Annotated in this window: 23 protein-coding genes; 8 read left to right on the plus strand and 15 right to left on the minus strand. The window is 64.3% G+C overall.

Annotated features, from left to right (window positions below):
- Nucleotides 1–2 precede the first annotated feature (2 nt).
- The 13 genes from fabZ to NK214_RS20900 all read right to left on the minus strand — a co-directional run bounded on the left by fabZ (nucleotide 3) and on the right by NK214_RS20900 (nucleotide 11984).
- Nucleotides 3–455 (minus strand): 3-hydroxyacyl-ACP dehydratase FabZ, encoded by a 453-nt coding sequence (gene fabZ, locus NK214_RS20840; RefSeq protein WP_019100286.1) that lies wholly within the window; start codon nucleotides 453–455, stop codon nucleotides 3–5.
- Nucleotides 448–1512: a UDP-3-O-(3-hydroxymyristoyl)glucosamine N-acyltransferase gene (gene lpxD / locus NK214_RS20845; protein ID WP_253315392.1), complete on the minus strand. Its 1065-nt coding sequence runs from the start codon at nucleotides 1510–1512 to the stop codon at nucleotides 448–450. The genes fabZ and lpxD overlap by 8 nt, the downstream gene beginning before the upstream one ends.
- 106 nt (nucleotides 1513–1618) lie before the next feature.
- On the minus strand, nucleotides 1619–2104 hold the full coding sequence (locus tag NK214_RS20850; protein WP_107799110.1) for an OmpH family outer membrane protein: 486 nt from the start codon (nucleotides 2102–2104) through the stop codon (nucleotides 1619–1621).
- Between the two features lie 18 nt (nucleotides 2105–2122).
- Nucleotides 2123–4411 carry an outer membrane protein assembly factor BamA gene (gene bamA, locus NK214_RS20855; protein ID WP_107799111.1) on the minus strand — a complete coding sequence of 763 codons (2289 nt, stop codon included), beginning with the start codon at nucleotides 4409–4411 and terminating at the stop codon, nucleotides 2123–2125.
- A gap of 9 nt (nucleotides 4412–4420) precedes the next feature.
- Entirely contained in the window at nucleotides 4421–5764 is a 1344-nt protein-coding gene (gene rseP / locus NK214_RS20860) for an RIP metalloprotease RseP (RefSeq protein WP_227103869.1), read from the minus strand.
- Nucleotides 5758–6942, minus strand: a complete 1185-nt coding sequence (ispC, locus tag NK214_RS20865; protein WP_107799113.1) for a 1-deoxy-D-xylulose-5-phosphate reductoisomerase — start codon at nucleotides 6940–6942, stop codon at nucleotides 5758–5760. Before ispC ends, rseP begins: the two co-directional genes overlap by 7 nt.
- 15 nt (nucleotides 6943–6957) lie before the next feature.
- Complete coding sequence (locus NK214_RS20870) at nucleotides 6958–7764, minus strand: phosphatidate cytidylyltransferase (RefSeq protein ID WP_107799114.1); 807 nt, start codon at nucleotides 7762–7764, stop codon at nucleotides 6958–6960.
- Between the two features lie 3 nt (nucleotides 7765–7767).
- Nucleotides 7768–8457: a polyprenyl diphosphate synthase gene (gene uppS, locus NK214_RS20875; RefSeq protein ID WP_233246784.1), complete on the minus strand. Its 690-nt coding sequence runs from the start codon at nucleotides 8455–8457 to the stop codon at nucleotides 7768–7770.
- Nucleotides 8458–8536: 79 nt separating this feature from the next.
- Nucleotides 8537–9094, minus strand: a complete 558-nt coding sequence (gene frr, locus NK214_RS20880; RefSeq protein ID WP_107799116.1) for a ribosome recycling factor — start codon at nucleotides 9092–9094, stop codon at nucleotides 8537–8539.
- Nucleotides 9095–9170: 76 nt separating this feature from the next.
- Complete coding sequence (gene pyrH / locus NK214_RS20885) at nucleotides 9171–9890, minus strand: UMP kinase (protein ID WP_048412252.1); 720 nt, start codon at nucleotides 9888–9890, stop codon at nucleotides 9171–9173.
- Between the two features lie 92 nt (nucleotides 9891–9982).
- Complete coding sequence (gene tsf, locus NK214_RS20890; protein ID WP_107799117.1) at nucleotides 9983–10849, minus strand: translation elongation factor Ts; 867 nt, start codon at nucleotides 10847–10849, stop codon at nucleotides 9983–9985.
- 69 nt (nucleotides 10850–10918) lie between these two features.
- Entirely contained in the window at nucleotides 10919–11647 is a 729-nt protein-coding gene (gene rpsB / locus NK214_RS20895) for a 30S ribosomal protein S2 (protein ID WP_048412250.1), read from the minus strand.
- A 145-nt stretch (nucleotides 11648–11792) separates the two neighbouring features.
- Entirely contained in the window at nucleotides 11793–11984 is a 192-nt protein-coding gene (locus NK214_RS20900) for a hypothetical protein (RefSeq protein WP_107799119.1), read from the minus strand.
- 115 nt (nucleotides 11985–12099) lie between these two features.
- Between NK214_RS20900 and NK214_RS20905 the strand changes: the two genes are divergently transcribed.
- A complete protein-coding gene (locus NK214_RS20905; RefSeq protein WP_253315393.1) occupies nucleotides 12100–13137 on the plus strand; it encodes a nitronate monooxygenase family protein in 1038 nt (345 codons plus the stop codon).
- Between the two features lie 261 nt (nucleotides 13138–13398).
- Here NK214_RS20905 and typA read toward each other — a convergent pair whose 3' ends face one another.
- The gene (gene typA, locus NK214_RS20910) at nucleotides 13399–15219 is read right to left on the minus strand and encodes a translational GTPase TypA (RefSeq protein ID WP_253315394.1); all 1821 of its coding nucleotides are present in this window, start codon (nucleotides 15217–15219) and stop codon (nucleotides 13399–13401) included.
- 139 nt (nucleotides 15220–15358) lie between these two features.
- Between typA and NK214_RS20915 the strand changes: the two genes are divergently transcribed.
- Both NK214_RS20915 and NK214_RS20920 read left to right on the plus strand, forming a co-directional pair.
- The gene (locus tag NK214_RS20915; protein ID WP_253315395.1) at nucleotides 15359–16234 is read left to right on the plus strand and encodes a hypothetical protein; all 876 of its coding nucleotides are present in this window, start codon (nucleotides 15359–15361) and stop codon (nucleotides 16232–16234) included.
- A gap of 119 nt (nucleotides 16235–16353) precedes the next feature.
- A complete protein-coding gene (locus tag NK214_RS20920) occupies nucleotides 16354–17661 on the plus strand; it encodes a hypothetical protein (protein ID WP_253315396.1) in 1308 nt (435 codons plus the stop codon).
- Between the two features lie 64 nt (nucleotides 17662–17725).
- On the opposite strand, the gene NK214_RS20925 is transcribed toward NK214_RS20920, so the two are convergent.
- On the minus strand, nucleotides 17726–18712 hold the full coding sequence (locus NK214_RS20925; RefSeq protein ID WP_253315397.1) for an NAD(P)H-quinone oxidoreductase: 987 nt from the start codon (nucleotides 18710–18712) through the stop codon (nucleotides 17726–17728).
- Between the two features lie 169 nt (nucleotides 18713–18881).
- Here NK214_RS20925 and NK214_RS20930 point away from each other — a divergent pair, with 169 nt between their 5' ends.
- The 5 genes from NK214_RS20930 (at nucleotide 18882) to earP (ending at nucleotide 25326) form a co-directional block, all read left to right on the plus strand.
- Nucleotides 18882–19547: a 7-cyano-7-deazaguanine/7-aminomethyl-7-deazaguanine transporter gene (locus NK214_RS20930; RefSeq protein ID WP_107799126.1), complete on the plus strand. Its 666-nt coding sequence runs from the start codon at nucleotides 18882–18884 to the stop codon at nucleotides 19545–19547.
- Between the two features lie 108 nt (nucleotides 19548–19655).
- The gene (locus tag NK214_RS20935; protein ID WP_253315398.1) at nucleotides 19656–22091 is read left to right on the plus strand and encodes a heavy metal translocating P-type ATPase; all 2436 of its coding nucleotides are present in this window, start codon (nucleotides 19656–19658) and stop codon (nucleotides 22089–22091) included.
- The gene (gene ccoS, locus NK214_RS20940) at nucleotides 22091–22270 is read left to right on the plus strand and encodes a cbb3-type cytochrome oxidase assembly protein CcoS (RefSeq protein ID WP_019103031.1); all 180 of its coding nucleotides are present in this window, start codon (nucleotides 22091–22093) and stop codon (nucleotides 22268–22270) included. The genes NK214_RS20935 and ccoS overlap by 1 nt, the downstream gene beginning before the upstream one ends.
- 280 nt (nucleotides 22271–22550) lie before the next feature.
- Nucleotides 22551–23852, plus strand: coding sequence for a NupC/NupG family nucleoside CNT transporter (locus NK214_RS20945; protein WP_107801759.1), 1302 nt, complete (start codon nucleotides 22551–22553; stop codon nucleotides 23850–23852).
- Nucleotides 23853–24180: 328 nt separating this feature from the next.
- Complete coding sequence (gene earP, locus NK214_RS20950; RefSeq protein WP_253315399.1) at nucleotides 24181–25326, plus strand: elongation factor P maturation arginine rhamnosyltransferase EarP; 1146 nt, start codon at nucleotides 24181–24183, stop codon at nucleotides 25324–25326.
- Nucleotides 25327–25352: the final 26 nt, after the last annotated feature.

The following is a 25352-nucleotide window of genomic DNA, read 5'->3' on the forward strand; positions in this document are numbered from 1 at the left end:
GATCACACCTCGCGCTTGGCGCACATGATTTCGGCTTCGCAAGCCAGTTGGCCGTCCACCAGCGCGCGGGCGGAATACTTGCCGATGCCGCGCTTGCTGGTGATCAGTTCCACTTCGAAGGTCAGCTGGTCGCCCGGCACCACTTGGCGCTTGAAGCGGGCGTTGTCGATGCCGACGAAGAAATACAGCTCGTTCTCGGCGCGCTCGCCCTGGCTGCGGATGGCCAGGATGCCGGCGGCCTGGGCCATCGCCTCGATGATCAGCACGCCCGGCATCACCGGGTATTGCTCGAAGTGGCCGACGAAGAACGGCTCGTTGATGGTGACGTTCTTCAGCGCCTTGATGCGCTTGTTTTCCTCAAACTCGGTGACACGGTCCACCAGCAGGAAAGGATAGCGATGCGGCAGATAGCGCATGATCTCGCGGACATCGATGGTGACGGCGTGTTCAGACATTGGGGGATTCCTCCTGATTCTTCATTTCTTTGAGCTCGCGCTCGAGCTGCTTGAGCCGCTTGGCCATATCGTCCAGATGACGGACGTGCACGGCGTTGGCCAGCCACTCTTTCATAGGTTGCAAGGGGTAAGACGAGGCGTAGGTGCCCGGCGTCTTGATCGACTTCGACACCAGGGTGCCGCCGCCGATATGGGTTTTGTCCGTAATCTCGATGTGGCCGACGAACATCGCCGCGCCGCCCACGGTGCAATAAGCGCCGATCTTGGCGCTGCCGGCGATGCCGACGCAGCCGGCGATGGCGGAATGCTCGCCGATCTGCACGTTATGGGCGATCTGCACCAGATTATCCACCTTGGCGCCCTTGCGGATCACGGTGTCCGCCATCGCGCCGCGGTCCACCGTGGTGTTGGCGCCGATTTCCACATCGTCCTCAATGATGACGCGGCCGGTTTGCGGAATTTTGAACCAGTGGTCCTTATCCCAGGCCAGACCGAAGCCGTCGGCGCCGATCACGCTGCCGGAGTGCACGCCCACGCGGTGGCCCAGCACGCAGCCGTGATAAAGCGTGACGTTGGGATACAAGACTACGTCGTCGCCCAGCACGCAGTCGTCGCCCACCACCACGCCCGGCATCAGCCGGCAGCGCTCGCCGATGACCGCGTTGCGGCCGATGCTGACGTGCTCGCGCACTTCGGCGCTGGCCGCCACCCGCGCGCCCTCGCCCAGCACCGCGCTGGGATGCACGCCGGCGCGGGCCAGCGGCTGCGGGTGGAATAGCGCGGCCAGCCGCGCGAAGTAGAGATAGGGGTCGGCGGCGACGATCCAGGAGCGCTGCTTCCAGACCTCGGTCTGCGCCAGCTCTTCCGCCATCTTGGGCGCGACGATCACCGCGCTGGCGCCGCTGTCGTCCAGCTGCTTGCGATACTTGGGATTGGCCAGAAAGGCGATGTCGCCGGCCGCGGCCGCTTCCAGCGGCGCCAGGCGGCCCACCGTCAGGTCCGGGCCGGCCAGTTCGCCGCCCAGCTGCCCGGTAATGAATGAGAGGGTATAAGCCATCAAAAACGAAAGCCGACCTGGGGTCGGCTTGCTCCCGTAATGTGAGTTGGCGCGCGGCCATGGCCGCGCGCATTCGGAACGGCCCTTGCGCCGCCCCGCCCTGCCTTCAGCGGTCCAGTTCTTTCAGAACCTTGGGCGTCAGGTCGTACTTGGGGTTCACATACACCACGTCTTGCAGGATCAGGTCGTACTGCTCGCGCTCGGCCAGCTGCTTGAGCGCGCGATTGGCCCGCTCCTGCACCGAAGCGAACTCCTCGTTGCGGCGCTGGTTGAAGTCCTCGGACAGCTCGCGGCCCTTGGCCCGGTAATCCCGGTCCAAGGCCGCGTATTCACGCTCGTAGCGCTTGCGGTCGTCGGAATTCAAGCTGCTCTTGGCCAGTTGGGACTCCAGCTCCTTGGCGCGCGCCTCCATCTTCTTCAGCTCGTTGCGCCGCTCGGAGAACTCCTTGTCCAGACGTTTCTGGATGGCGATCGCCGGCGCCGCTTCGCGATAGATGCGCTCGGTGTTGACATAGCCCATTTTGAGATCGGCCGCCTGGGCCGACATGGCGGCCATGGATAAGAGCACGGCCGCCCATTGCAATGCTTTCATATAACAACCCCGTCAATTTTAGAACACGGTACCCAGCTGGAATTGGAAGCGCTGGACTTTGTCGTTGTCCTTCTTCTTCAGCGGATTGGCGATACTGAATTTCATCGGTCCGATCGGAGACAGCCAGGTCAACGCCACGCCTGCGGAGTAGCGCATGCCGTCGCCGGCGGAACTGCCGGCCACCGACGGATCCCACAAGGTGCCGGCGTCGAAGAACAGGCTGGTGCGCACCGACTTATTGTCCTTCATTCCCGGGAAGGGGAACAGCACTTCAGCGTTGGCCACCGCCTTGCGGGTACCGCCCAGGTAGTCGCCGTTGGTGTCGCGCGGGCCGATACTGCTGGTGTCGTAACCGCGCACCGAGCCCAGACCGCCCATGTAGAAGTTCTGGAAGAACGGCAGACGCGAAGTCTTGCCGTAGCCGTCGGCATAGCCCAGCTCGCCGTTCAGCATCAGCGTGAAGGTCTTGGTCAGCGGGAAGAACCAGGTCTGCTGATGGGTCAGGCGGTAGTACTGCAGATCGCCGCCCGGCAGGCCGGCGTCCGCGCCCACCTTGATCACCGCGCCGCGCGTCGGCCACAGCGCGCTGTCGCGGGTGTCGCGGCCCCAGCTGATGGTGCCCAGCAGCGTGTTGTTGCTGGCGCCGTACTGGTTGACGAAGTCCTTGTAACGCTGCGGACTGTTGTCGTAGGTGCTGATCTTGGTGTTTTCCGCGCCGATGCTGAAGTTGATGCGGTCGTACTCGGTCACCGGCACCCCGAAGCGCACCGCGCCGCCGATGGTGCTGGTCTTGTACGCGGAAATATTGGTGGCGTCCGGGTTGTAGACGCGGTTGTACAAGTCATAGCCCAGGCTGACGCCGTCCGGCGTGAAGTACGGATCGGTGAAGGACAGCGACAGGTTCTTGTTCACCTTGCCGGTGGACAGGCCCAGCGACATATACTTGCCGGAACCGAAGATATTGCTCTGCGACAGGTTGGCGGACAATTGCACGCCCTCGCCCTGCACGAAGCCGATGCCGGCGGACACGCTGCCCGTGGAGCGTTCCTTCAGGCTGATGTTCATGTCCACCTGGTCGGCGGCGTCCGGCACGGCCGGGGTTTCGATGTTGACGTCCTCGAAATAACCCAGCAGCTCCACGCGCTCCTTGCTGCGCTTGATCTTGTCGGCACCGTAAGGCGCGCCTTCCAGCTGGCGCAGTTCGCGACGGATCACTTCATCGCGGGTCTTGGTGTTGCCGGCGATGTTGACGCGGCGCACATAGGTCTTGCGGCCCGGGTCCACGAAGAAGGTGAAGGCCACGGTCTGTTTATCGTGGTCGATGTCCGGCAGCACGTTGACGTTGGCGAAAGCGTAGCCGGCCTGGCCCAGGCGGTCGCTCAGCGACTTCACCGACTCGGTGATTCTTTCATTGTTGAAAGTGTCCCCGGCCTTGGCCTGGATCAGCTTGCGCAGATCGGCTTCCGGCACTTTGAGGTCGCCGGCCAGCTTGATGTCGGAGATGGTGAACTTCTTGCCTTCGTGAATATTCACCGTCAGGAACATGTCCTGCTTGTCGGCGCTGATCGACACCTGGGTGGAGTCGATGTTGAATTCCAGATAGCCCTGATTCTGATAGAAGGCCTTGAGCTTTTCCAGATCGCCGGTCAGTTTCTGCTTGGAGTACTGGTCGTCCTTGGTCACCCAGGACAGCCAGCCGCCGGTGGTCAGGCTGAACTGGTCCACCAGGTCGGACTGCTTGAAGGCGCTGGCGCCGACGATGCGGATTTCCTTGATGCGCGCGGTCACGCCCTCGTTGATGTCCAGCGTCACCGCCACGCGGTTGCGTTCCAGCTTGGTCACCGACGGGGTCACTTCCACCGAGTACTTGCCGCGGCTGTAATACTGGCGCTTGAGTTCCTGCACCGCGCCGTCCAGCAGCGCCTGATCGAAGATCAGCGATTCGGCGAAGCCGTTGTCCTTCAAGGCCTTTTTCAGCTGGTCCTTGCTGAACTCCTTGGCGCCGTTGATGTTGAGCTGGCTGACCACCGGGCGCTCGGCCACGGCCACGATCACCACGCTGTCGCGCGATTCGATGCGCACATCGTTGAAGAAGCCGGTGGCGAACAGGGCCTTGATCGCCTCGTTGGCCTTCTGGTCATTGAAGGTGTCGCCCACCTTGACCGGCAGATAGTTGAATACGGTGCCGGGCTCGGTGCGCTGCAAGCCTTCAACGCGAATGTCTTTGATGACAAAAGGATCAGCAGCCCAGGCCATGGAGGCCGAAGTCAGGCCCAGTACGGCTGCTGCAAGCAATTTCAATTTCATAGATCGGTTTTAACCCCCAAATAGGCGGCTGAAATCATTCAGCAAAGCGAACGCCATCAAAGACGCCAGCAAGATGAAGCCAATTTTTTGTCCGAACAATTGCGCCCGCTCACTGACGGGGCGGCCTCTGATCAACTCCGCGACATAATACATTAAGTGCCCGCCATCCAGAACTGGAATCGGCAGCAGATTCAGCACGCCTATGCTGATGCTGATCAGCGCCAGGAACTCCAGATAAGGCGTCAGGCCCTCGCGCGCGGTCTGGCCGGCGACGTTGGCGATGGTCAGCGGGCCGGACAGATTATCCAGCGAGGCCTGGCCCATCAGCATGCGTCCCATGAACTTGACGCTCATCCAGCTGGTGTCCCAGGTCTTGGCCAAGGCGGCCAAACCCGCCTGCGCCGCCGAATAGTGTTCGGTGTACAGCAACTGACGACCCCAGCCGGCGTCCGGCTGCGGCGCGGCGCCGATGCGCCCCACCACTTCGCCGTCCTGCTGGTGCGCCTGCGGCCGCACTTTGATGTTCAGCGTCTCCGCGCCGCGCTGGACTTTCACGTCCAGATCGCGCCCCGGGCTGTTGCGCACCTGCGCCACCCAGCCTTCCCAGCTGTTCAGCGCCTGGCCGTTGAGCGCCAGCAGCTTGTCGCCCGGCTTGAGGCCGGCGCTTTGCGCGGCGCCGCCCTCCTCCAGCGCGCCTATCACCGGCAGGAAACGCCCCGGCGTCAGGCCGGTGTTGCCCTGTTGCATCGCGGTCACCGCCTTGTCGCCGAAGCGGGCGGGGTCGATGCGGCGATCGGCCTTGGCGCCGGCCGCGGTTTCCACTTGCACCACGGTGGCGTCCGGCGACATCGCCGCCTCCACCAGGGCGAGACGGATCTGCTGCCAGTTGGCCACCGGCTGGCCGGCCACGCTCAGGATGCGGTCGCCGGGCGCGAAGCCGGCCGCCGCGGCCGGCGTCTGCGCCACCACGGTGCCGACCAGAGGCTTGACCTGGGTCACGCCCTGGCCCATCACCACCCAGTACAGCAGCACCGCCAGCAAGAGATTGGCCAGCGGACCGGCGGCGACGATGGCGATGCGCTTCAACACATGCTGATTATTGAAGGCCTGCGGGCGCAATTCTTCCGTCACCGGGCCTTCGCGCTCGTCCAGCATGCGCACATAGCCGCCCAGCGGGATCGGACAGATCACCCACTCGGTGCCCTTGCGCCAGTAAGTCCACAGCGGCTTGCCGAAGCCGATGGAAAACCGCAGCACCTTGACGCCGCACAGCCGAGCCACCCAGTAGTGCCCCAGTTCGTGAAAGGTCACCAGCACGCCGATGGCCACCAGGAAGGCGAGCAGGGTCAGCATGCGGCCACCCGCTGCAGCGCGAAGGCGCGCGCTTCCTCATCCTTGGCCAGCAAGGCCTCGACCGAGCCGCTGCCGGCCAGGCTGACGCCGTCCAGCGCGGCGGACACCACGGCGGGGATGTCGACGAAACGCAGCCGCCCATGCAGGAAGGCGTCCACCGCCACCTCGTTGGCCGCGTTCAGCACCGCCGGCGCGTCGCCGCCCAGGCGCAGCACGTCGAAAGCCAGCTTCAGACAGGGGAAGCGCTCCAGATCCGGCGCTTCGAAAGTGAGGTTGGACAGCGAGAAAAAGTCCAGCGAACCCACGCCCGCCTCGATGCGCTCCGGCCAGGCCAGCGCGCAGGCGATGGGCGTGCGCATGTCCGGCGAACCCAGCTGAGCCATCACCGAACCATCGCGATACTGCACCATGGAATGAATCACGCTTTGCGGATGCACCACCACGTCGATGCGCTCCGGCGGCGCGGAGAACAGCCAGTGCGCCTCGATCACCTCCAGGCCCTTGTTCATCAGCGAGGCGGAATCGACGGAAATCTTGCGCCCCATCACCCAGTTGGGGTGGCGGCAGGCGTCGTCCGGGGTCACGCGCAGCAAGTCTTCGGCCGAAGACTGGCGGAAGGGGCCGCCGGAAGCGGTGAGAATGATTTTGCGGATGCCGGCGGCGTCCAGATTGCCGGCGTAGTCGTGGGGCAGCGATTGAAAGATGGCGCTGTGCTCGCTGTCCACCGGCAGCAGGGTCGCGCCGTGGCGGCGCGCCGCGTCCATGAACAGACGGCCGGCCACCACCAGGGATTCCTTATTGGCCAGCAAGATGCGCTTGCCGGCGCGCGCCGCCGCCATGGCGGACGGCAGACCGGCGGCGCCGACGATGGCGGCCATCACCACCTCGGCCTCCGGCAAGGCCGCCACCTGGACCAGCGCGGCCGGGCCGTGCAGCACCTCGGCGTTCACCCCCGCCTCGGCCAGCCGGCCGCGCAGAGCGTCGGCGGACGCGGCGTCGCCGGTCACCACGTAGGCAGGCCGGAATTGCAAAGCCTGTTGGAACAGGCGATCCACCTGGCGGTTGCCGGTCAGCGCCACCACCCGGTAACGCTCGGGATGGCGCGCCACCACGTCCAGCGTATTGACGCCCACGCTGCCGGTGGCGCCGAGAACGACAATCCCTTGCGGTTTCGTCATTTGAGTTTCCTGCGGTTACATGCCGCCCAGAACGCGCAGCGCGTTGCTGACGGCGAGGACGGCGATAAGACTGTCGATGCGGTCGTACACGCCGCCGTGGCCGGGCAGCAAGCGGCTGCTGTCCTTGATGCCCGACGCGCGCTTGAACCAGGATTCCAGCAGATCGCCCATCACGCTGACCGCGGTCAGCGGCAAGGCCAGCAACAGCAGCGCCCACACCGGCAAGCCGGTGTCTATCCAGCCCAGATGGTCCACCAGCGCCACGTACAGCGCCACGCAGATCACGCCGCCGTAGACGCCCTCCCAGCTCTTGCCCGGGCTGATGGACGGCGCCAGCTTGCGCCGGCCGAAAGCCTTGCCGGAAAAGTAGGCGGCGATGTCCGCCACCCACACCAGGCCCATCACCGCCAGCAGGGCGAAGGCGTCCGCCGCGCCAGGCTGCGGCCGCCACTCCAGGAAGGCGAACCAGGCCGGCAGCATCAGCAGCCAGCCCAGCAGCCAGGCCAACGGGCCCGGGGGGATGCGCCAGCGCTTGGCCAGCCAGCACGGCACCAGCAGCAGCCAGAAACCCAGCGTCAGAACGTGCTCAAGCGGGCCCAACCGGTAATGGCCGAACCAGGCGGCCGCGGCCAGGCCGCTGCTCGCCGCCAGATACAGCCATTTGCCGGCGCCGGTCATGCCGGCCATGCGGCTGAATTCCCACATAGCCAAAACGACGATCAGCCAGGAGAAGCCCGCCCAGGCCTCGGCCGGGAACAGAAACAGCGCCGCCAGCATCAGGGGCAGCAAGACCAGAGCCGTCAGAACGCGTGTCAGCAGCATGGCTTAACGCCCGTCCCGACGCAGATGCTCGGGCAGTTGCTCGCTGGTGCGTCCGAAGCGGCGCTCGCGGCATTGGTAAGAATCAATGGCGGTTTCCAGCGCCGCGCGGTCGAAGTCCGGCCACAGCGTCTCGGTGAAGTAGAGCTCGGAATAAGCCAGCTGCCACAGCAGGAAGTTGCTGATGCGCTGTTCGCCGCCGGTGCGGATGAACAAATCCGGCTCCGGCGCCCACGGCATCGACAGGCGCTGGCTCAGCGCCTCCTCCTCGATATGGGTGGCGCCCTCGGCGATCAGGCCGTTGACCGCGTTGAGGATGTCCCAGCGGCCGCCGTAGTCGGCGGCGATGTTCAAGGCCAGACCGTCGTTGCCGGCGGTCTTTTCCTCGGCGCGCAGGATGCGCTCCTGCAAGTCCGCGCTGAAACGCTCGCGCGAACCCAATACCCGCAAGCGGATATTATTGCTGTGCAGCTTGCTGACCTCGTGCTCCAGCGCGCGGATGAACAGGTCCATCAGAAAGGACACTTCCTCCTGCGGACGCCGCCAGTTCTCGGTGGAGAAGGCGAACAGGGTCAGGCATTCGACGCCCAGTTCCTTGCAGGCTCCGACGATCTCGCGCACGGTGTCCAGGCCCCGCTTGTGGCCGGCCACCCGCGGCAGAAAACGCTTTTTGGCCCAGCGGCCGTTGCCATCCATGATGATGGCGATATGCCGAGGCACGGAACGCACCTCCGGCACATCCTTGGTAGAGCTTGCAAACAAGGTACGGCGCTCCTTAGACGGCCATCAGGTCGGCTTCCTTGGCGGCCAGGGCCTTGTCGATTTCGACGGTGTACTTGTCGGTCAGCTTCTGGATCTCATCCTGGCCGCGACGCTCGTCGTCCTCGGTAATGGCCTTGTCTTTAAGCAGGTTCTTGAATTCGTTGTTGGCGTCGCGGCGGATATTGCGCACGGCCACGCGCGCGCCCTCGGCCTCGCCGCGCACGACTTTGATCAGATCCTTGCGGCGCTCTTCGGTCAGCATCGGCATCGGCACGCGGATGATCTCGCCCATGGAGGCCGGGTTCAGGCCCAGGTCGGAGTCGCGGATCGCTTTTTCGATCTTGGCCAGCATCGGCTTTTCCCAGGGTTGCACGCCGATAGTGCGCGCGTCCACCAGGGTCACGTTGGCCACCTGGCTGATGGGCACGTCGCTGCCATAGTAGTCCACCATGACATGATCAAGAATGCCGGTATGGGCGCGACCGGTGCGCACCTTGCTCAGGTCGGTCTTGAACGCGTCCAGCGACTTCTGCATTTTCTGCTCGGCCGATTTCTTGATGTCGTTAATCATGTCCACTCCAAATCGAAACTTAAAAAGACAAGGCGAAAACGGCCATTGCCGCTTTCGCCTTCAGCAATTTTCAAACTCAGCAGTGTACCAGCGTGCCTTCGTCTTCGCCAAGCACGACCCGGGTCAGCGCGCCGCTCTTGAAGATGCTGAACACCTTGATGTTCAGGTTCTGGTCGCGGCACAGCGCGAAGGCGGTGGCGTCCATCACCTTCAGGTTGCGCGAGATCGCCTCGTCGAAGGTCAGGGTCTGGTAACGTATCGCGTCCGGGTTCTTTTTCGGATCGTCGGTGTACACGCCGTCCACCTTGGTGGCTTTCAGCATGATGTCCACGTTCATTTCCATGCCGCGCAGCGCCGCGGCGGTGTCCGTGGTGAAGAAGGGGTTGCCGGTGCCGGCGGCGAAGATCACCACCTTGCCCTCTTCCAGGTATTGCATCGCCTTGCCGCGCACATAGGGCTCGGCGATCTGCTGCATGGTCAGCGCCGACTGCACGCGCGCGATCAACCCAGCCTTGGTCATCGCGTCCTTCAACGCCAGCGCGTTCATCACCGTGGCCATCATGCCCATATAGTCCGCGGTGGCGCGATCCATACCCGCGGCCGCCGGCGCGACGCCGCGGAAGATGTTGCCGCCGCCGATCACCACGCCCACTTCCACGCCAAGCTCCACGACTTCCTTGATCTGACCGACGATCTGCTCGATCGTGGCACGGTTGATGCCATAGCTGTCATCGCCCATCAGGGCCTCGCCTGAAAGTTTCAGCAGGATGCGTTTATAGGCAGGAACTTGGCTCATGGTAACCTCGGTTTGGCTGGATATTCGGTTTTCAGTTTGCAAAACGGCACCCTGCAGGCAGGGTGCCGTCAATACGTCTCGCGACTGGGCGCTTACAGCTTGGCGGCTGCAGCCACTTCAGCGGCGTAGTCTACTACTTTCTTCTCAATGCCTTCGCCCACTACGAACATGGCGAACGCCTTGACCGAGGCTTTCTTCTCGGCCAACAGTTTTTCCACGGTCTGGTCCGGGTTCTTGACGAAGGGTTGGCCCATCAGGGTCACTTCGGCCAGGAACTTGTTGACGCGGCCTTCAACCATCTTGGCGACGATGTCGGCCGGCTTGCCGGATTCGGCGGCCTGAGCGGTGTAGATCTTGCGCTCTTGTTCCAGGATGTCGGCGGAAACCTGATCCTTGGACACGCAGATCGGCTTGGAAGCGGCGATGTGCATGGCCACGTCCTTGCCCACTTGCTCTTCGCCGGCGAAGTCGACGATCACGCCGATCTTGGCGCCGTGCAGGTAGGTGGCGATCGCGCCTTCGGTCTGGTAGCGAACGAAACGACGGATGGTCATGTTCTCGCCCAGCTTGGCGATGGCGGCCTTGCGGATGTCTTCAACGGACTGGCCGTCGATTTCCACGGCGGACAGCGCTTCCACGTCGGCCGGGTTGGCTACGACCACAGCCTTGGCGGCGGCGGCGGCCAGGGCCAGGAAGGTCGGGTCCTTGGCAACGAAGTCGGTTTCACAGTTGACTTCCACCAGGGCGCCAACGCCGCCTTCAACGAAGGAACCGATGATGCCTTCGGCAGCCACGCGGCCAGCCATTTTGGAAGCCTTGTTGCCGGACTTGATGCGCAGAATTTCTTCAGCCTTGGCGGCGTCGCCTTCGGCTTCCACCAGGGCTTTTTTGCATTCCATCATGCCGAGGCCGGTGGCCGCGCGCAGATCCGAAACCATTTTTGCGGTAATGTCCGCCATACTTCGTACTCCTGAATGATTTTGATTACGTGGGTCTAAAAAAAGGGGCTTACGCCCCTTTTCGTCTGCTTACTCGGCTTGAGCCGATTCAGCAGCCACGATCTCGTGCAGAGACTGGGCGCGGCCTTCCAGCACCGCGTCGGCCATGCCGCGAGCGTACAGGCGGATGGCGCGGCTGGAGTCGTCGTTGCCCGGGATCACGTAATCGATGCCGTCCGGGGTGTTGTTGGTGTCAACAACGCCGATAACCGGGATACCCAGTTTCTTGGCTTCGACGATGGTGCCCTTCTGGTAACCAGTGTCGATAACGAAGATGGCGTCCGGCAGGCCCTTCATATCCTTGATGCCGCCCAGCGAACGCTCCAGCTTGTCGACTTCGCGTTGCAGGTCCAGCAGTTCTTTCTTGTTGTAACCGGTATCGCCAGCGGATTCCAGAATGGCGCGCTTCTCTTCAAGACGCTTGATCGACTGCTTCACGGTCTTGTAGTTGGTCAGCATGCCGCCCAGCCAGCGGTGGTCAACAAACGGCATGCCGCAACGGGCAGCTTCTTCACGTACGATCTCACGAGCCTGACGCTTGGTGCCCACGAACATGATGGAACCTTTGTTGGCGGCCAGACGACGCACATATTCCTGAGCTTCTACGAACAGCGGCAGAGTCTTTTCCAGGTTGATGATGTGAATCTTGTTGCGGCTGCCGAAGATGTACTTGGCCATCTTCGGGTTCCAGAAGCGGGTTTGGTGGCCGAAGTGAACGCCGGCCTCAAGCATTTGACGCATGGTAACGTTGGTGGACATGCAAAAACTCCTTAAAGGGTTAAGCCTCCATCCGCGCAGACAACCTCGAAACGAGGCACCCTTTGGCGCGGATGTGCGTAATAGATGATTTTCCCCCGCCAGGATGGCAAGGGACGCGGGATTCTAACACCGGACGGCGGAGCGCTCAAGCCTCCTCGCGCGCCTCGCGGGCTTTTTCCCGCTGACGGCGCAGCTTGCGCCGCGTCATCCGCGCCACAAAGAAGGTGGGCAGCACGCCCAGAAAGAACACGGTGGACAGCGAAGCCAGCACGCTGTGCTGCGCCACCGCCAGCATCAGCACCACATAGAGCCAGCCCAGCAACACGATCAGCAACATATTTAAACAATCGTTTGAATTTTCCGGCAAAGCCGACAACAATGACAGCGCCGGGTCAAACCCGCTGCGCCCGCCAACCCCAGACCGACAGACATTGTAAAGCGAGCCCCGCCCCATGCAAACCGCCATCACCCGCCTGCTCGGCATCCAGCGCCCGCTGATCTGCCCCGGCATGAGCTATATCGCCACCCCGGAACTGGTGGCCGCCGTCGGCAACGCCGGCGGCCTGGGCATACTCGCCACCGGCCCGCTGACGCCAGAGCTGACGCGACAAGCGATACGCCGCGTGCGCGAGCTGAGCGACGCCCCCTTCGGCGTCGGCTGCACGCTAATGATGCCCGGCGCCAAGGAAAACGCCATGGTCGCGTTGGAAGAGCGCGTGCCGGTAATCAATTTTTCCCTGGGCAAGGGGGATTGGCTGATTGAACGCGCCCACGCCTACGGCGGCAAGGTCATCGCCACCGTGGTGACGGAGAAGCACGCGCGCTCGGCGCAGGCGTCCGGAGCCGACGCCCTGCTGGTCACCGGCCACGAGGCCGCCGCCCACGGCGGCGCCGTCACCTCGCTGACGCTGATTCCGGCCATCCGCAAGGCCAGCGAGCTGCCCATCATCGCCGCAGGCGGCTTTGCCGACGGCCGGGGCCTGATCGCCGCGCTGGCGCTGGGCGCCGACGCCGTGGCCATGGGCACGCGACTGGCGATGAGCCGGGAAAGCCCGGTGCACCAGCGCACCAAGGAGATGATCCGTCAACGCGGCGTGGCCGACACCTTGTATTCCAAGAATTTCGACGGCCTGTGGTGCCGGGTGATGGACACCCCGGCCGCCCGCCAGGCCACGCGCAAACCGCTCAGCCTGTTCGCCGCCGCCTGGCGCGCCAGCGCCGCCGCGCGCAAGCTGGGCATGCCCATCGCCAAAGTGGTGCTGGGCGGCCTGCTGAGCCAGCCGCAAGCGCTGCGCCAGCTGGCTCAATTCGGCGCCGCCACCGAGTCCATCCGCCTGGCGATAGAGGACGGCGACCTCGACAAGGGCGTGCAGCTGATCGGCCAGGCTCAGGGCCTGATCGACGACGCGCCCAACGTGGCCGAGCTGTTCGAACGCATCCTGACCGAGGCGGACGCTTGTCGGCGACGGCTGAACGCCTTAAGCGACTAAGAGCCTGCTCAAAGTCCGCTGCGCTTCGGCGATACGGCGTTGAAACCGAGCTCAAAATGCTCATGTACCACGTGTACATTCCGCTTTTTCGCTCGTTTTCGCCTTGTCTCGCTCTTGCTCGCGAGACTTTGAACAGGCTCTAAGAACCCGCTCAATGCCCGCCGCGCCTCATGAAGCCCCGCACGGCGAGCACACACTCCAAGACATAAAAAAACCGCCGCCCCATCAAGGGTACGGCGGTTTTTGCCAGACCGGCGCCGATCAGGACGCGGCGTTGGCCTTGGCCATCTTGCGACGATCCGATTCGTTCAGGTAACGCTTGCGGATGCGGATGGACTTCGGCGTGATCTCCACCAGCTCGTCGTCGTCGATGAATTCAACGGCGGATTCCAGCGTCAGCTTGATCGGCGTGGTCAGACGCACGGCTTCGTCAGTGCCGGAGGCGCGCACGTTGGTCAGCTGCTTGCCCTTGACCGGGTTCACCACCAGATCGTTGTCGCGGCTGTGAATGCCGATGATCATGCCTTCGTACAGCTTCTCGCCCGGAGCCACGAACATGCGGCCGCGGTCTTCCAGCTTCCACAGCGCGTAAGCCACCGCTTCGCCATTCTCTTGCGAGACCAGCACGCCGTTGTGACGACCCGGCATGTCCGGCTTGACCGGCGCGTAGTCGTCGAACACATGGCTCATCAGGCCGGTGCCGCGGGTCATGGTCATGAAGTCGGACTGGAAGCCGATCAGGCCGCGCGCCGGAATATGGTATTCCAGGCGGGTGCGGCCGTTGCCGTCGGATTCCATATTGGTCAGTTCGCCGCGGCGACGACCGATCTCTTCCATCACGCCGCCCTGGTGATCGTCTTCCAGGTCGATGGTCAGGTTCTCGTACGGCTCGCTCTTCTGGCCGTCGATTTCCTTGAACACCACGCGCGGCTTGGCCACGGCCATTTCAAAGCCTTCGCGACGCATGTTTTCCAGCAGAATGGTCAGGTGCAATTCACCACGACCGGACACGCGGAACACATCGGAGTCGCCGGTGTCTTCCACACGCAGCGCCACATTGGTCAGCAGTTCCTTGGTCAGACGGTCGCGGATTTGACGCGAGGTCACGAACTTGCCTTCGGTGCCGGCCAGCGGCGAGGAGTTCACCATGAAGTCCATGGTCAGCGTCGGCTCGTCCACGGACAGCATGGGCAGGCCTACCGGCTGCTCCTTGTCGCAGATGGTCACGCCGATGCCGATGTCTTCCAGGCCGGAGATGATGATGATATCGCCCGCCTCGGCTTCTTCAACCGGCACGCGGTCCAGACCCTGGTAACCCAGCACCTGGTTGATGCGGCCGGTGGCCACTTGATCGTCGTGGTTCATCACCACCACTTGCTGACCCGGCTTGATGCGGCCGTTCAGCACGCGGCCCACGCCCAGGCGGCCGGTGTAGGTGGAGTAATCCAGAGCGGAAATCTGCAGCTGCAGCGGCGCGTCGGCGCTGCCCGGCGGGGTCGGCACGTGCTTGAGCACGGTGTCGAACAGCGGGCGCATATTGTCGGACTCTTCCTCCAGCTCCAGCTTGGCGAAACCATTCAGGCCGGAAGCGTAGATGATGGGGAAGTCCAGCTGTTCGTCAGTCGCGCCCAGCTTGTCGAACAGGTCGAAAGTCTGATCCACCACCCAGTCCGGACGCGCGCCCGGACGGTCCACCTTGTTGATCACCACGATCGGGCGCAGACCCAGCGCCAGCGCTTTCTTGGTAACGAAACGGGTTTGCGGCATCGGGCCTTCTACGGCGTCCACCAGCAGCAGCACGCCGTCCACCATGCCCAACACGCGCTCAACTTCGCCGCCGAAGTCGGCGTGTCCCGGAGTGTCGACGATATTGATGTGCACGCCTTCGTATTCGATGGCGGTGTTCTTGGCCAGAATGGTAATGCCGCGTTCTTTTTCAAGATCGTTGCTGTCCATTACACGCTCGTCCACTTGCTGGTTCTCGCGGAAGGTGCCGGATTGGCGCAGCAATTGGTCTACAAGCGTGGTCTTGCCATGGTCGACGTGGGCGATGATGGCGATATTGCGAATTTGTCGGGTCATTTTAGGAAGGAGGATGGATACAGAAAAATCGCTGGATAATAGCACAAAAAACTGTCCATACCAAAAATTCCAGCGGGCGACAAGCGCTGGGCTTTTGCGTACACTGCGCGGCAAACCGACTTCGACGAGGAAACGCTCCATGTACGACTGGAACGCCTTATGGCATGAACACGAAGCCTACCGCACCGGCTACGCCGTTCAGCACAACGATGCCAACCAACTGACCGACGCCCTGTCCGCCAAACTGATCAAGACGGCGACGGACATCACCGATGTGGCCGTCTATGACGGCGGCGACCGCTACCTGCTGGCCAGCCACCAGGACGGCCTGCAATTGCTGGAGATCGCCAAGCACAGCCTGTTCGACATCACGCTGCGCTTCGTCACCGAGGACGAAGACCAGGACATCGCCCCGCCCTATGTCGAAATCCACGTCGACAACCTGGCCACCGAGGAACAGGCGGTCTGGCGCGCCGCGGTCAGCCGCCACGAAGACGGCCAGATCTGGGTGGGCAAGCGCGCGCTGGACGAAAACGTGATTCCGGCCATGCCCTTCGACGAACTATCCTTCACCGACAACGCCCGCTTCCGCGAAGAACTGGCCCGGGTCTGGCATGAAGACCTGCCGCAGTTGAAGCCGGCGCTGGAAGCCTGGTTCCAGCACGGCGCGCTGAGCGCTCCGGACGAGGAGCCGGCCCATTACGGCGACGCCGCGCGGGTACAGCAGATCTGCGACCGCTACGCCGAGATCGTGCGCCGCGAACAAGCGCTGCTGTCGCGCCAGTTCAGCGATCCGGAACTGCACCTGATCGCCCAGGTACTAAAAGGCGTGCGCTTCGACGACGCGGCCTCCTGCCGCGGCGTGTGGCTGGCGGTGGAGGCGCGCATCATCGAGGAAGAGCTGGACCAGCAATGGAAAGTGGACGGCGAAAAACTCCTAACCAAGATGAAGGCGCTCAGCTACGCGCAGGAAGTGGCCTTGATAGAAGCGCTGTCGCCGCTGGCGTCCGACTGAACACCTCAAACCGGATCGCGGGTAGAATGCCCCCGATCCGAGCAATCACTCCAAACCCATCCAAGTGACCGGCCCCGCCATCACGCGCCGCGCCGGTCCGCATCGAGAAAGATAAAGACATGGCTCAAACCAGCGCCCTGAGACAGCTTCCGCAAAGCACCCTGTTCCGCCCCGGCGACGTCTTCGTCCTGTTCGGCGAACTCTTCGGCCGCGGCTACGCCAACGGCCTGATCAATGAAGCGCGCAAGGCCGGCATGGACATCATCGGCATGACCGTGGGCCGCCGCGACGAAAACAACCAGCTGCGCCCGCTGAACGAGGAAGAGCTGGCCGCGGCCGAAGCCAATCTCGGCGGCCGCGTGATCAATGTGCCGCTGATGGCCGGCTTCGACCAGGACGGCTCGCCGACGCCGACCGAACTGCTGGCCTCCCTGACGCTGAAAAGCTGGCAGGACGACAAGCTGGACTGGGAACACATCGAGCAATGCCGCCACATCGGCGTGCAGCGCTTCAAGGACGGCGTCGCCCAGGCGATGGCGCAGCTGGACGGCATGATAGCCGACGGCCGCAATGTATTCTTCGCCCACACCATGGCCGGCGGCATTCCCAAGGCCAAGGTCTTCCTGGCCATCGCCAACCGCGTCTACAAGGGCCGCGGCGAGCGCTTCCTGTCCACCCAGGCGCTGCTGGACAGCGATCTGGGCAAGCTGATCCTGCAAAACTTCGACGAAGTCACCGCCAACACCTTCCAGCACCTGATCGACGGCAGCGCCGCGCTGCGCGGCCGGCTGGAAGCCGCCGGCGGCCAAGTACGCTACACCGCCTACGGCTACCACGGCACCGAGATCCTGATCGACGGCGATTACCAGTGGCAGACCTATACCAACTACACCCAGGGCTACGCCAAGATGCGCCTGGAAAACGTCGCCCGCGCCGCCTGGGAGCAAGGCGTCAAGGCCACGGTATTCAACTGCCCGGAAATCCGCACCAACTCCTCGGACATCTTCGTCGGCGTGGAGCTGCCGCTGCTGGCGCTGCTGCGCGCGCTGAAGCGCGAGGACGGCGGCGCCTGGGCCGACGCTCAATGGCAGGCCTGCGCCGCCCTGCTGCAGGACGGCCACACGCTGGAAGAGGTGCTGGGGAAGATAGACGCGCTCAATAGCGGCGAGGTGATGCGCGGCTTCCGCAATTTCGAGGCCTGGCCAATGCCGAACAGCCCGGAACTGGCCGAAGTGATGATAGGCACCTCCGACGCCATCGTGGACCTGCATCAGGACAAGAAGGCCTTGATCACCGACCATCTGAGCAGCCTGGTGATCGACGCCACCGGTCCGCTGATGTTCCACGAAGCCGCCGCGCCCGCCGGCCCGGTGCTGTGGCTGAACCATGACATCATCGCGCGCCAGTTGAACCGGATGCATGCTTAAAACCGCCTCGGCCGATGGCTGACACAAAACGGCGCGCCCATTCGGGCGCGCTTTTTTTAAGGTGTCACCCAGCCAGCACCGGAAACAGCGTCAACACCACCTTGCCCAGATTGCGATTGGCCTCGACATAGGCATGCGCGTCGGCCACCTGGGCCAAGGGGTAGCTGGAATCCAGCGTCAGGCGCAGCCTGCCCTGCTCCAGCGCCGGCAAGATCCGGGTTTCCAAAGCCCGCGCCAAGCGCGCCTTCACCTCCAGCGGCTGCGGCCGCAGCGTGGAGCCGATCAAGGCGATGCGCTTCATCAGCAGCGCGCCCAGGTTCAACTCCGCCTTGGCGCCGCCGAGCAGGCCGATATTGACCAGCCGCCCATCCGGCTTCAAGGCCGACAGATTGTCGTTCAGATAGGCCCCGCCCACCGGGTCCAGCACCACGTCGGCGCCGCCCCAGTCCTTGACCATGGGACCGAAGGCCGGCGTTTGCCGGTAGTTGAACACCCGCGCCGCGCCCAGCTCGCGGCAGAACCCGGTCTTCTCCTCGCTGCCCGCGCTGGCGAAAGCCTGCGCGCCCAACAGGCCGGCCAGCTGGATCGCCGCCGCGCCGACGCCGCTGGCGCCGGCGTGCACCAGCACAGTCTCGCCGGCCTGCAAGCCGGCCTTTTCCACCAGATTGAACCAGGCCGTCATCCAGGCCTCGGGCAGGCTGGCCGCCTCCACCCAGGACAGCCAGTCCGGCTTGGCGATGGCCAAGGCCTCGTCCAGCAGCGCGTATTCGGCGTAAGCTCCGCCGCCGATCAGGCCGAACACCGCATCCCCGGGCTGGAAACGCGAATCCGCGTCAGCCTCCTCCACCACGCCCGCCACTTCCAGCCCCAGAATCGGGCTGGTGCCCGGCGGCGGCGGATACTGCCCGGCGCGTTGCGCCAGGTCCGCGCGGTTGACGCCCGCCGCCATCACCCGCAACAGCAATTGCCCGGCGGCGCGAACCGGCGGCGCGATCTCGTCCAAACGCAAGGTGTCGACTCCGCCCGGAGCCGACTGCACAACTGCCAACATACCCCCTCCTTTCGCTCTCAAGCGACTGATTAGCAATGTCAAATACCTTTGCCAAGGCGGACGCAGGCGCGTATCATCTCCGCCCTTGCCCTGTTCCAGCCTCGCCGGACCGGGCCAACCGAATCTGCATTGGGTTCCCTCACCCCAATCCAATAAAAAGGCCGACATCATGTTTAGCTTTACCCGCCAACAGCGGCTGTCCGCGCTGCTGTGGCTGTCCTTGTTCCACATCGCCATCATCGCGTCCAGCAACTACCTGGTGCAATTGCCCATCACCGTGTTCGGCTTCCACACCACCTGGGGCGCGTTCACCTTTCCCTTTATTTTCCTGGCCACCGATCTGACCGTGCGCGTATTCGGCGCGCCGCTGGCCCGCCGCATCATTTTCGCGGCGATGCTGCCGGCCCTGGCGATCTCCTACCTGATCTCCACCCTGTTCTACCAGGGCGCCTGGCAAGGCGCGTCGGCCCTGGCCAGCTTCAATGTATTCGTCGCCCGCATCGCCGTCGCCAGCTTCGCCGCCTACGCGCTGGGCCAGGTGCTGGACGTGCAGGTGTTCAACCGCCTGCGCCAGCTGAAAACCTGGTGGATCGCCCCCGCCTCGGCCATGTTGTTCGGCAATATCAGCGACACGCTGGCCTTCTTCTTCATCGCCTTCTACAAGAGCAGCGATCCCTTCATGGCCGCCAACTGGGTGGAGATCGCGCTGGTGGACTACAGCTTCAAGCTGCTGATCTGCCTGCTGTTCTTCCTGCCCATGTACGGCGTGATCCTGAACCGCATCCTCAAGCAGCTCAGTTTGCGCGGTGTGGAAGCTCAATTGCACGCGGCTTAAACGACTCCAAGCCCGGGCCGGACGCCCCCAGCAAATGGGGGCTGCCGCGGCTGATTCCAACACGCTAGCGCAAGCCAAACGCGGCCGGATTGATTACAATCGGCCATCATGAGTGAAAACTGCTTCCACTGCGGCCTGCCGGTGCCGCCCGACGTCCGGTTCCCGGTCAAATACCGCGAAGTCGATCAGCCCACCTGTTGCGCCGGCTGCCAGGCGGTAGCCGTCACCATCATCCAGTCCGGCCTGTCCGATTACTATCAGCACCGCACCGAGGGCGCGCGCCAAGCCGAGCCGGTGCCGCTCGAACTGCTGGAGCAGATCAAACTCTACGATTCCGACGAGCTGCAGCGCAGCTTCGTGCGCTTCGAGGCCGAAAACCTGCGCGAGGCCTCGCTGATGCTGGAAGGCATCACCTGCGCCGCCTGCGTCTGGCTCAACGAGCAGCACATCCGCCAGCTGCCCGGCATCGTCAGCGTCGACATCAATTACAGCAATCACCGCGCCCGCGTGCGCTGGGACAATAGCCGGGTCCAGCTGTCCGCCATCCTGGAGGCGGTCAGCGCCATCGGCTACCGCGCCCACCCCTACGACGCCGAACGCCAGGAAGCGCTGAACCAGAAAGAGCGCAAGCAGGCGATCAACCGCCTGTGGGCGGCCGGCCTGTCCATGATGCAGGTGATGATGTACGCGGTGCCCATCTATCTGGCGCCGGACGGCGAGATTTCGCCGGACTTCCTGTGGCTGCTGCACTGGTCCAGCTTCATCCTGACGCTGCCGGTGGTGCTCTACTCCGCCGTGCCCTTCTACCGCGCCACCTGGCGCGACCTCAAGACCCGGCGCGTGGGCATGGACACCCCGGTGACCATAGGCATTCTCACCGCCTTCCTGTCCAGCTTCTGGGCCTTGATCAACAAGGTGGAGCACGGCGTCTATTTCGACTCGGTGTCCATGTTCGTGTTCCTGCTGCTGGGCGGCCGTTATCTGGAAGGCATCGCCCGGCGCAAGGCCGGCGAAGCCACCGAAAGCCTGGTCAAGCTGATCCCCGCCTTCGCCCACCGCCTCAGTGGCTGGCCCGCCAGCCGTCAAAGCGAGGAAACCACGGTGACGCAGCTGCGTCCCGGCGACGTGATTCTGATCAAGCCCGGCGAGACCATTCCCGCCGACGGCGTGGTGCTGGATGGCCACAGCGCCAGCAACGAGGCGCTGCTGACCGGCGAAAGCCGGCCGGTGAGCAAAGACGTCGGTGCCGCGGTGATCGCCGGCAGCGTCAACGCCGCCAGCCCGCTGGTGGTGCGGGTGGATCAGACCGGTCAGGACACCCGGCTGGCCGGCATCGTGCGGCTGCTGGACCAGGCGCTGGCGGAGAAGCCGCGGCTGGCGGTGATCGCCGACCGCTTCGCCAGCTGGTTCGTCGCGCTGCTGCTGCTGGCCGCCGCCGGCACTTACATCGGCTGGCACTATATCGAGCCGGACCGCGCGCTGTGGATCATGGTGGCGGTGCTGGTGATTTCCTGTCCCTGCGCGCTGTCGCTGGCCACCCCGGCGGCGCTGACCGCCGCCTCCGGCCACCTGGCGGCGCTGGGCGTGCTGACCACCCGCGGCCATGCACTGGAAACCCTGCCCAAGATCAGCGACGTGGTGTTCGACAAAACCGGCACCCTGACCCATGGCGATATGCGGCTGCTGGACAGCTGGACCGCGCCCGGCCGCGACGCGGCGGCGGCGCTGGCCACGGCGGCGGCGCTGGAACAGGGCTCGGAACACCCGGTGGCGCGCGCCTTGCTGGCCGCCGCCGGAGACGGCCCGCAGCAGGCCGCGGAAGCGCTGCGCAACCACCCCGGCCAGGGCGTGACCGGCCAGCTGGATGGCCGCGCCTGGCGCATCGGTTCGCCGGAATTCATCGCCGCCCAATTGGGCGACTGCCCGCTGCCCGCCGCCGACTGGCACGGCGACAAGACCCTGATCGCGCTGGCGGACGAAACCGAACTGGTGGCGCTGTTCGCCATCGGCGACGCGGTGCGCGCCGACGCGGCGCCGCTGTTGCGCCAGCTGAAACAGCGCGGCCTGCGCGTGCACCTGCTCAGCGGCGACGGCGCCGGCGCGGTGGCCAGCCTGGCGCGCCAGCTGGACATCGACGCCCACATCGCCCGCGCCGCGCCTGAGGACAAGCTGGCCTATGTCGGCCGGCTGCAAGCCGCCGGCAAGCGCGTGCTGATGGTGGGAGACGGCATCAACGACGCGCCGGTGCTGGCCAAGGCCGACGTGTCCATCGCCATGGGCGGCGGCACCGACGTGGCGCGCGCCAGCGGCGACATGGTGCTGATAGGCGACCGGCTGGGGCTGATCGCCAGCGCTTTCGAGCTGTCGCGCAAGACCTTGTCTGTGATTCGTCAAAACCTGTGGTGGGCCGCCGCTTACAATATCGTGGCGCTGCCCTTGGCCATCGCCGGCCATGTCACGCCGTGGATTGCCAGCCTGGGCATGGCGTCCAGCTCCCTCATCGTAGTCGGCAACGCCCTCCGACTGGTCAAACGGAGACCCTGATGGAAAGCCTGTATCTGCTCATCCCGCTCAGCCTGGTGCTGGCCTTCGTCATCGGCGGCATTTTCTGGTGGGCCACCCGCAACGGCCAGTTCGACGACATGGAGGGCCCGGCCCACCGCATCCTGATGGACGACGACAAGCCCAAGGACGCCAAGGACGAGACGCCGCGGCGCGACTGAAGCCCCGCGCTCGCCCAACCCCCTCCCGGCGCGTCCCCGCGCCGGGATTTTTTTGCTCCGACGCGGCGCGCCCGCATGTCCCGCCGCCGGCCCAATCTTCACCCAAATCGAATAAAATCAAGGACAAAGCGTCGCAATCGCTTTCGTTATCCGATTTTTGCTGTAAAATCGCGCCCCTTGAGCAATATTAGCTAATCATCATCTAATAATCGTTGGATCCGCCTTGTCCGGCGCCGCGCGCCGGCTTGTCAACTTCCGCACCATCATCTCAGGGTTGTTCGTGAATACCTTACAAGCTCTCGTCGGCATGTTGTTCCTGCTGGGCACCGCCTATGCGCTGTCCACCAATCGCAAAGCCATCAATTGGCGCATCGTGCTGATCGGTCTGATCATGCAAAGCTCGCTGTTCCTGGTCATCAACTACGTGCCCGCCGCGCGCGCGGTGTTCGAAGCCTTCGGCTCCGGCTTCGCCAAAGTGCTGACCTTCTCCGGCGAAGGCGCCAGCTTCGTGTTCGGCGACCTGGCCAAACCCAGCGGCAGCATGGGCTTTTTGTTCGCCTTCATGGTGTTGCCGGTCATCATCTTCTTCTCCGCCTTCAGCGCCCTGCTCTACCATCTGGGCATCCTGCAACGCGTGGTGGCCGGCATGGCCTGGGTGATGAAGCGCAGCATGAAGCTGTCCGGCCCGGAAAGCCTGACCGTGGCCGGCAACATCTTCCTCGGCCAGACCGAGGCCCCGCTGCTGATCCGCCCCTATATCCAGCACATGAGCCGCTCCGAGCTGGCTTGCGTGATGATCGCCGGCATGTCCACGCTGGCCGGCGGCGTGCTGGCCGCCTACGTCGCCTTCCTCGGCGGCAGCAATCCGGCGGAGCAAGCCAAGTTCGCCACCTATCTGCTGATGGCCTCCTTCATGAACGCGCCGGCCGCCGCGGTGTTCGCCAAGATCATCTACCCGGAAACCGACCGCGACCACGCCTCCAGCGACAAGCTGGACTACAGCCAGGACGACGATCAGGGCAGCTTCATCAACGCCATCGTCAACGGCGCGATGTCCGGCATGAAGATGGCCGCCGCGGTGGCCACCATCATCCTGGCCATCGTGTCCATGATCGCGCTGGCCAACTTCGTGGTGAAGGACGGCATCGGCGCCGCGCTGGGCGTCAACGAGATGATCAAGGCCTCCACCAACGGCGTGTTCGACGGCCTGACGCTGCAATACCTGTTTGGCCAGGCCTTCCGCGTGTTCGCCTTCATGATGGGCGTGAGCTGGCACGAAACCCTGGAAGTGGGCAGCCTGCTGGGCCAGAAGATCGTGGTCAACGAGTTCATCTCCTACCTGGACCTGGCCAAGATGAAGGCCGCCGGCACCCTGTCGCCGCAAGCCATCCTGATTTCCACCTTCGCGCTGTCCAGCTTCTCCAACTTCAGCTCGGTGGGCATCTGCGTCGCCGGCATCGGCGCGCTGGCGCCGTCGCGGCAGAAGGAACTGGCCCAGATCGGCATGCGCGCGCTGGCCGCCGCGGTGATGGCGGGTTTCATGACGGCGACCACCGCCGGCCTGTGGATGTCCATTTTCTAAGAACCTGTTTACGATCTGCTGCGCGTCGGCGATACGGCGTTGAAAACTGCTTCGAAATGCTCATGTACCACGCGTACATTCCGCTTTCTCAGCCGTTTTCGCCTTGTCTCGCCTTAGCTCGCGAGATCGTAAACCAGTTCTAAAAGCAATCACCGCGTTTTGATCTAGTTGTAGCGTGGACAAGCCCAAAGGACTTGCCCACGCTACGAACTCAGGCCTTTGTGCGCGGCGTCTTAATCTTTATGCCACCCCGCGCTCCGGCGCGGGTTTTTTCATTAACCCGCGGCGGCGTGCTAAGCTGCCGCCATTTTCACGCGCGGCACCGCCAATGGAACGCAAACACTGGGATATCTTCTGCGCCGTGGTCGACAACTACGGCGACATCGGCGTCGCCTGGCGGCTGGCGCGTCGGCTGGCCCACGACTTCGGCCTGGAAGTGCGGCTATGGGTGGACGACCTGGCCAGCTTCGCCCGCATTGCGCCCGATCTGGACCCGGCCCTGCCGGCCCAGCGTCTGGCCGACATCGACGTCCGCCACTGGCCGGCGGACGGCCCGCCCGCGGACACCGTGCCCGCCGAGGTGGTGATCGAGGCCTTCGGCTGCCGGCTGCCGGAGCACTTTGAACAGGCGATGGCCGCCAAGGCGGTCAAGCCGGTGTGGATCAATCTGGAATACCTGTCGGCGGAAGACTGGACCCGCGGCTGCCACCGCCAGCCCTCGCCGCATCCGCGGCTGCCGCTGACCAAGCATTTCTTCTTCCCCGGCTTCGAGGCCGACACCGGCGGCCTGATCTGCGAACAGGGCCTGCTCGACGTCCGCCGCCAATGGCAGGACGACGCGCTGGCGCGCCGCGCCTACTGGCAGTTGCTGGAACTGCCCGAGCCGGCCGCGGACGAGTGGCGGGTCAGCCTGTTCGCCTATGAAAACCCGGCGGTCACCAGCCTGCTGGCCGCCTGGGCGCTGGGCGAGCGTCCGGTCACCTGCCTGCTGCCGGAAGGCAAGGCGCTGCCGGACGCCGCCCGCGTCTTCGGCTACCCCTTGCGCGCCGGCATGCTGGCGCGCCAGGGCCAGCTGACGGTCAAGGTGCTGCCGATGACCGACCAGGACAGCTACGACCTGCTGCTGTGGTCCTGCGACCTCAATCTGGTGCGCGGCGAAGACAGCTTCGTGCGCGCGCAATGGGCCGGCCGGCCGTTTCTGTGGCACATCTACCCGCAGGACGACGCCGCCCATCTGGCCAAGCTTGATGCCTTTTTGTCACAGTACGGCGCGGCGCTGCCCGCCGGCGCGGCGCAGGCGCTGAGCGCCGCCAGCCATGCCTGGAACCACGGCGCCGACATGGCCGCCGCGTGGACGGAACTGGCCGCCTGGCTGCCCGCCTGGCGCAAGCATGCCGCCGCCTGGCCGGAAAAATTGCTGGCGGACGGCGATCTGGGCGACAGACTGCTGCACTTTGTCCGGGAAATCGGCTAGAATACGCCGTTTTTCGGAAACCTTTT

This window comes from Chromobacterium sp. S0633, from assembly GCF_024158805.1.
Classification (GTDB): domain Bacteria; phylum Pseudomonadota; class Gammaproteobacteria; order Burkholderiales; family Chromobacteriaceae; genus Chromobacterium.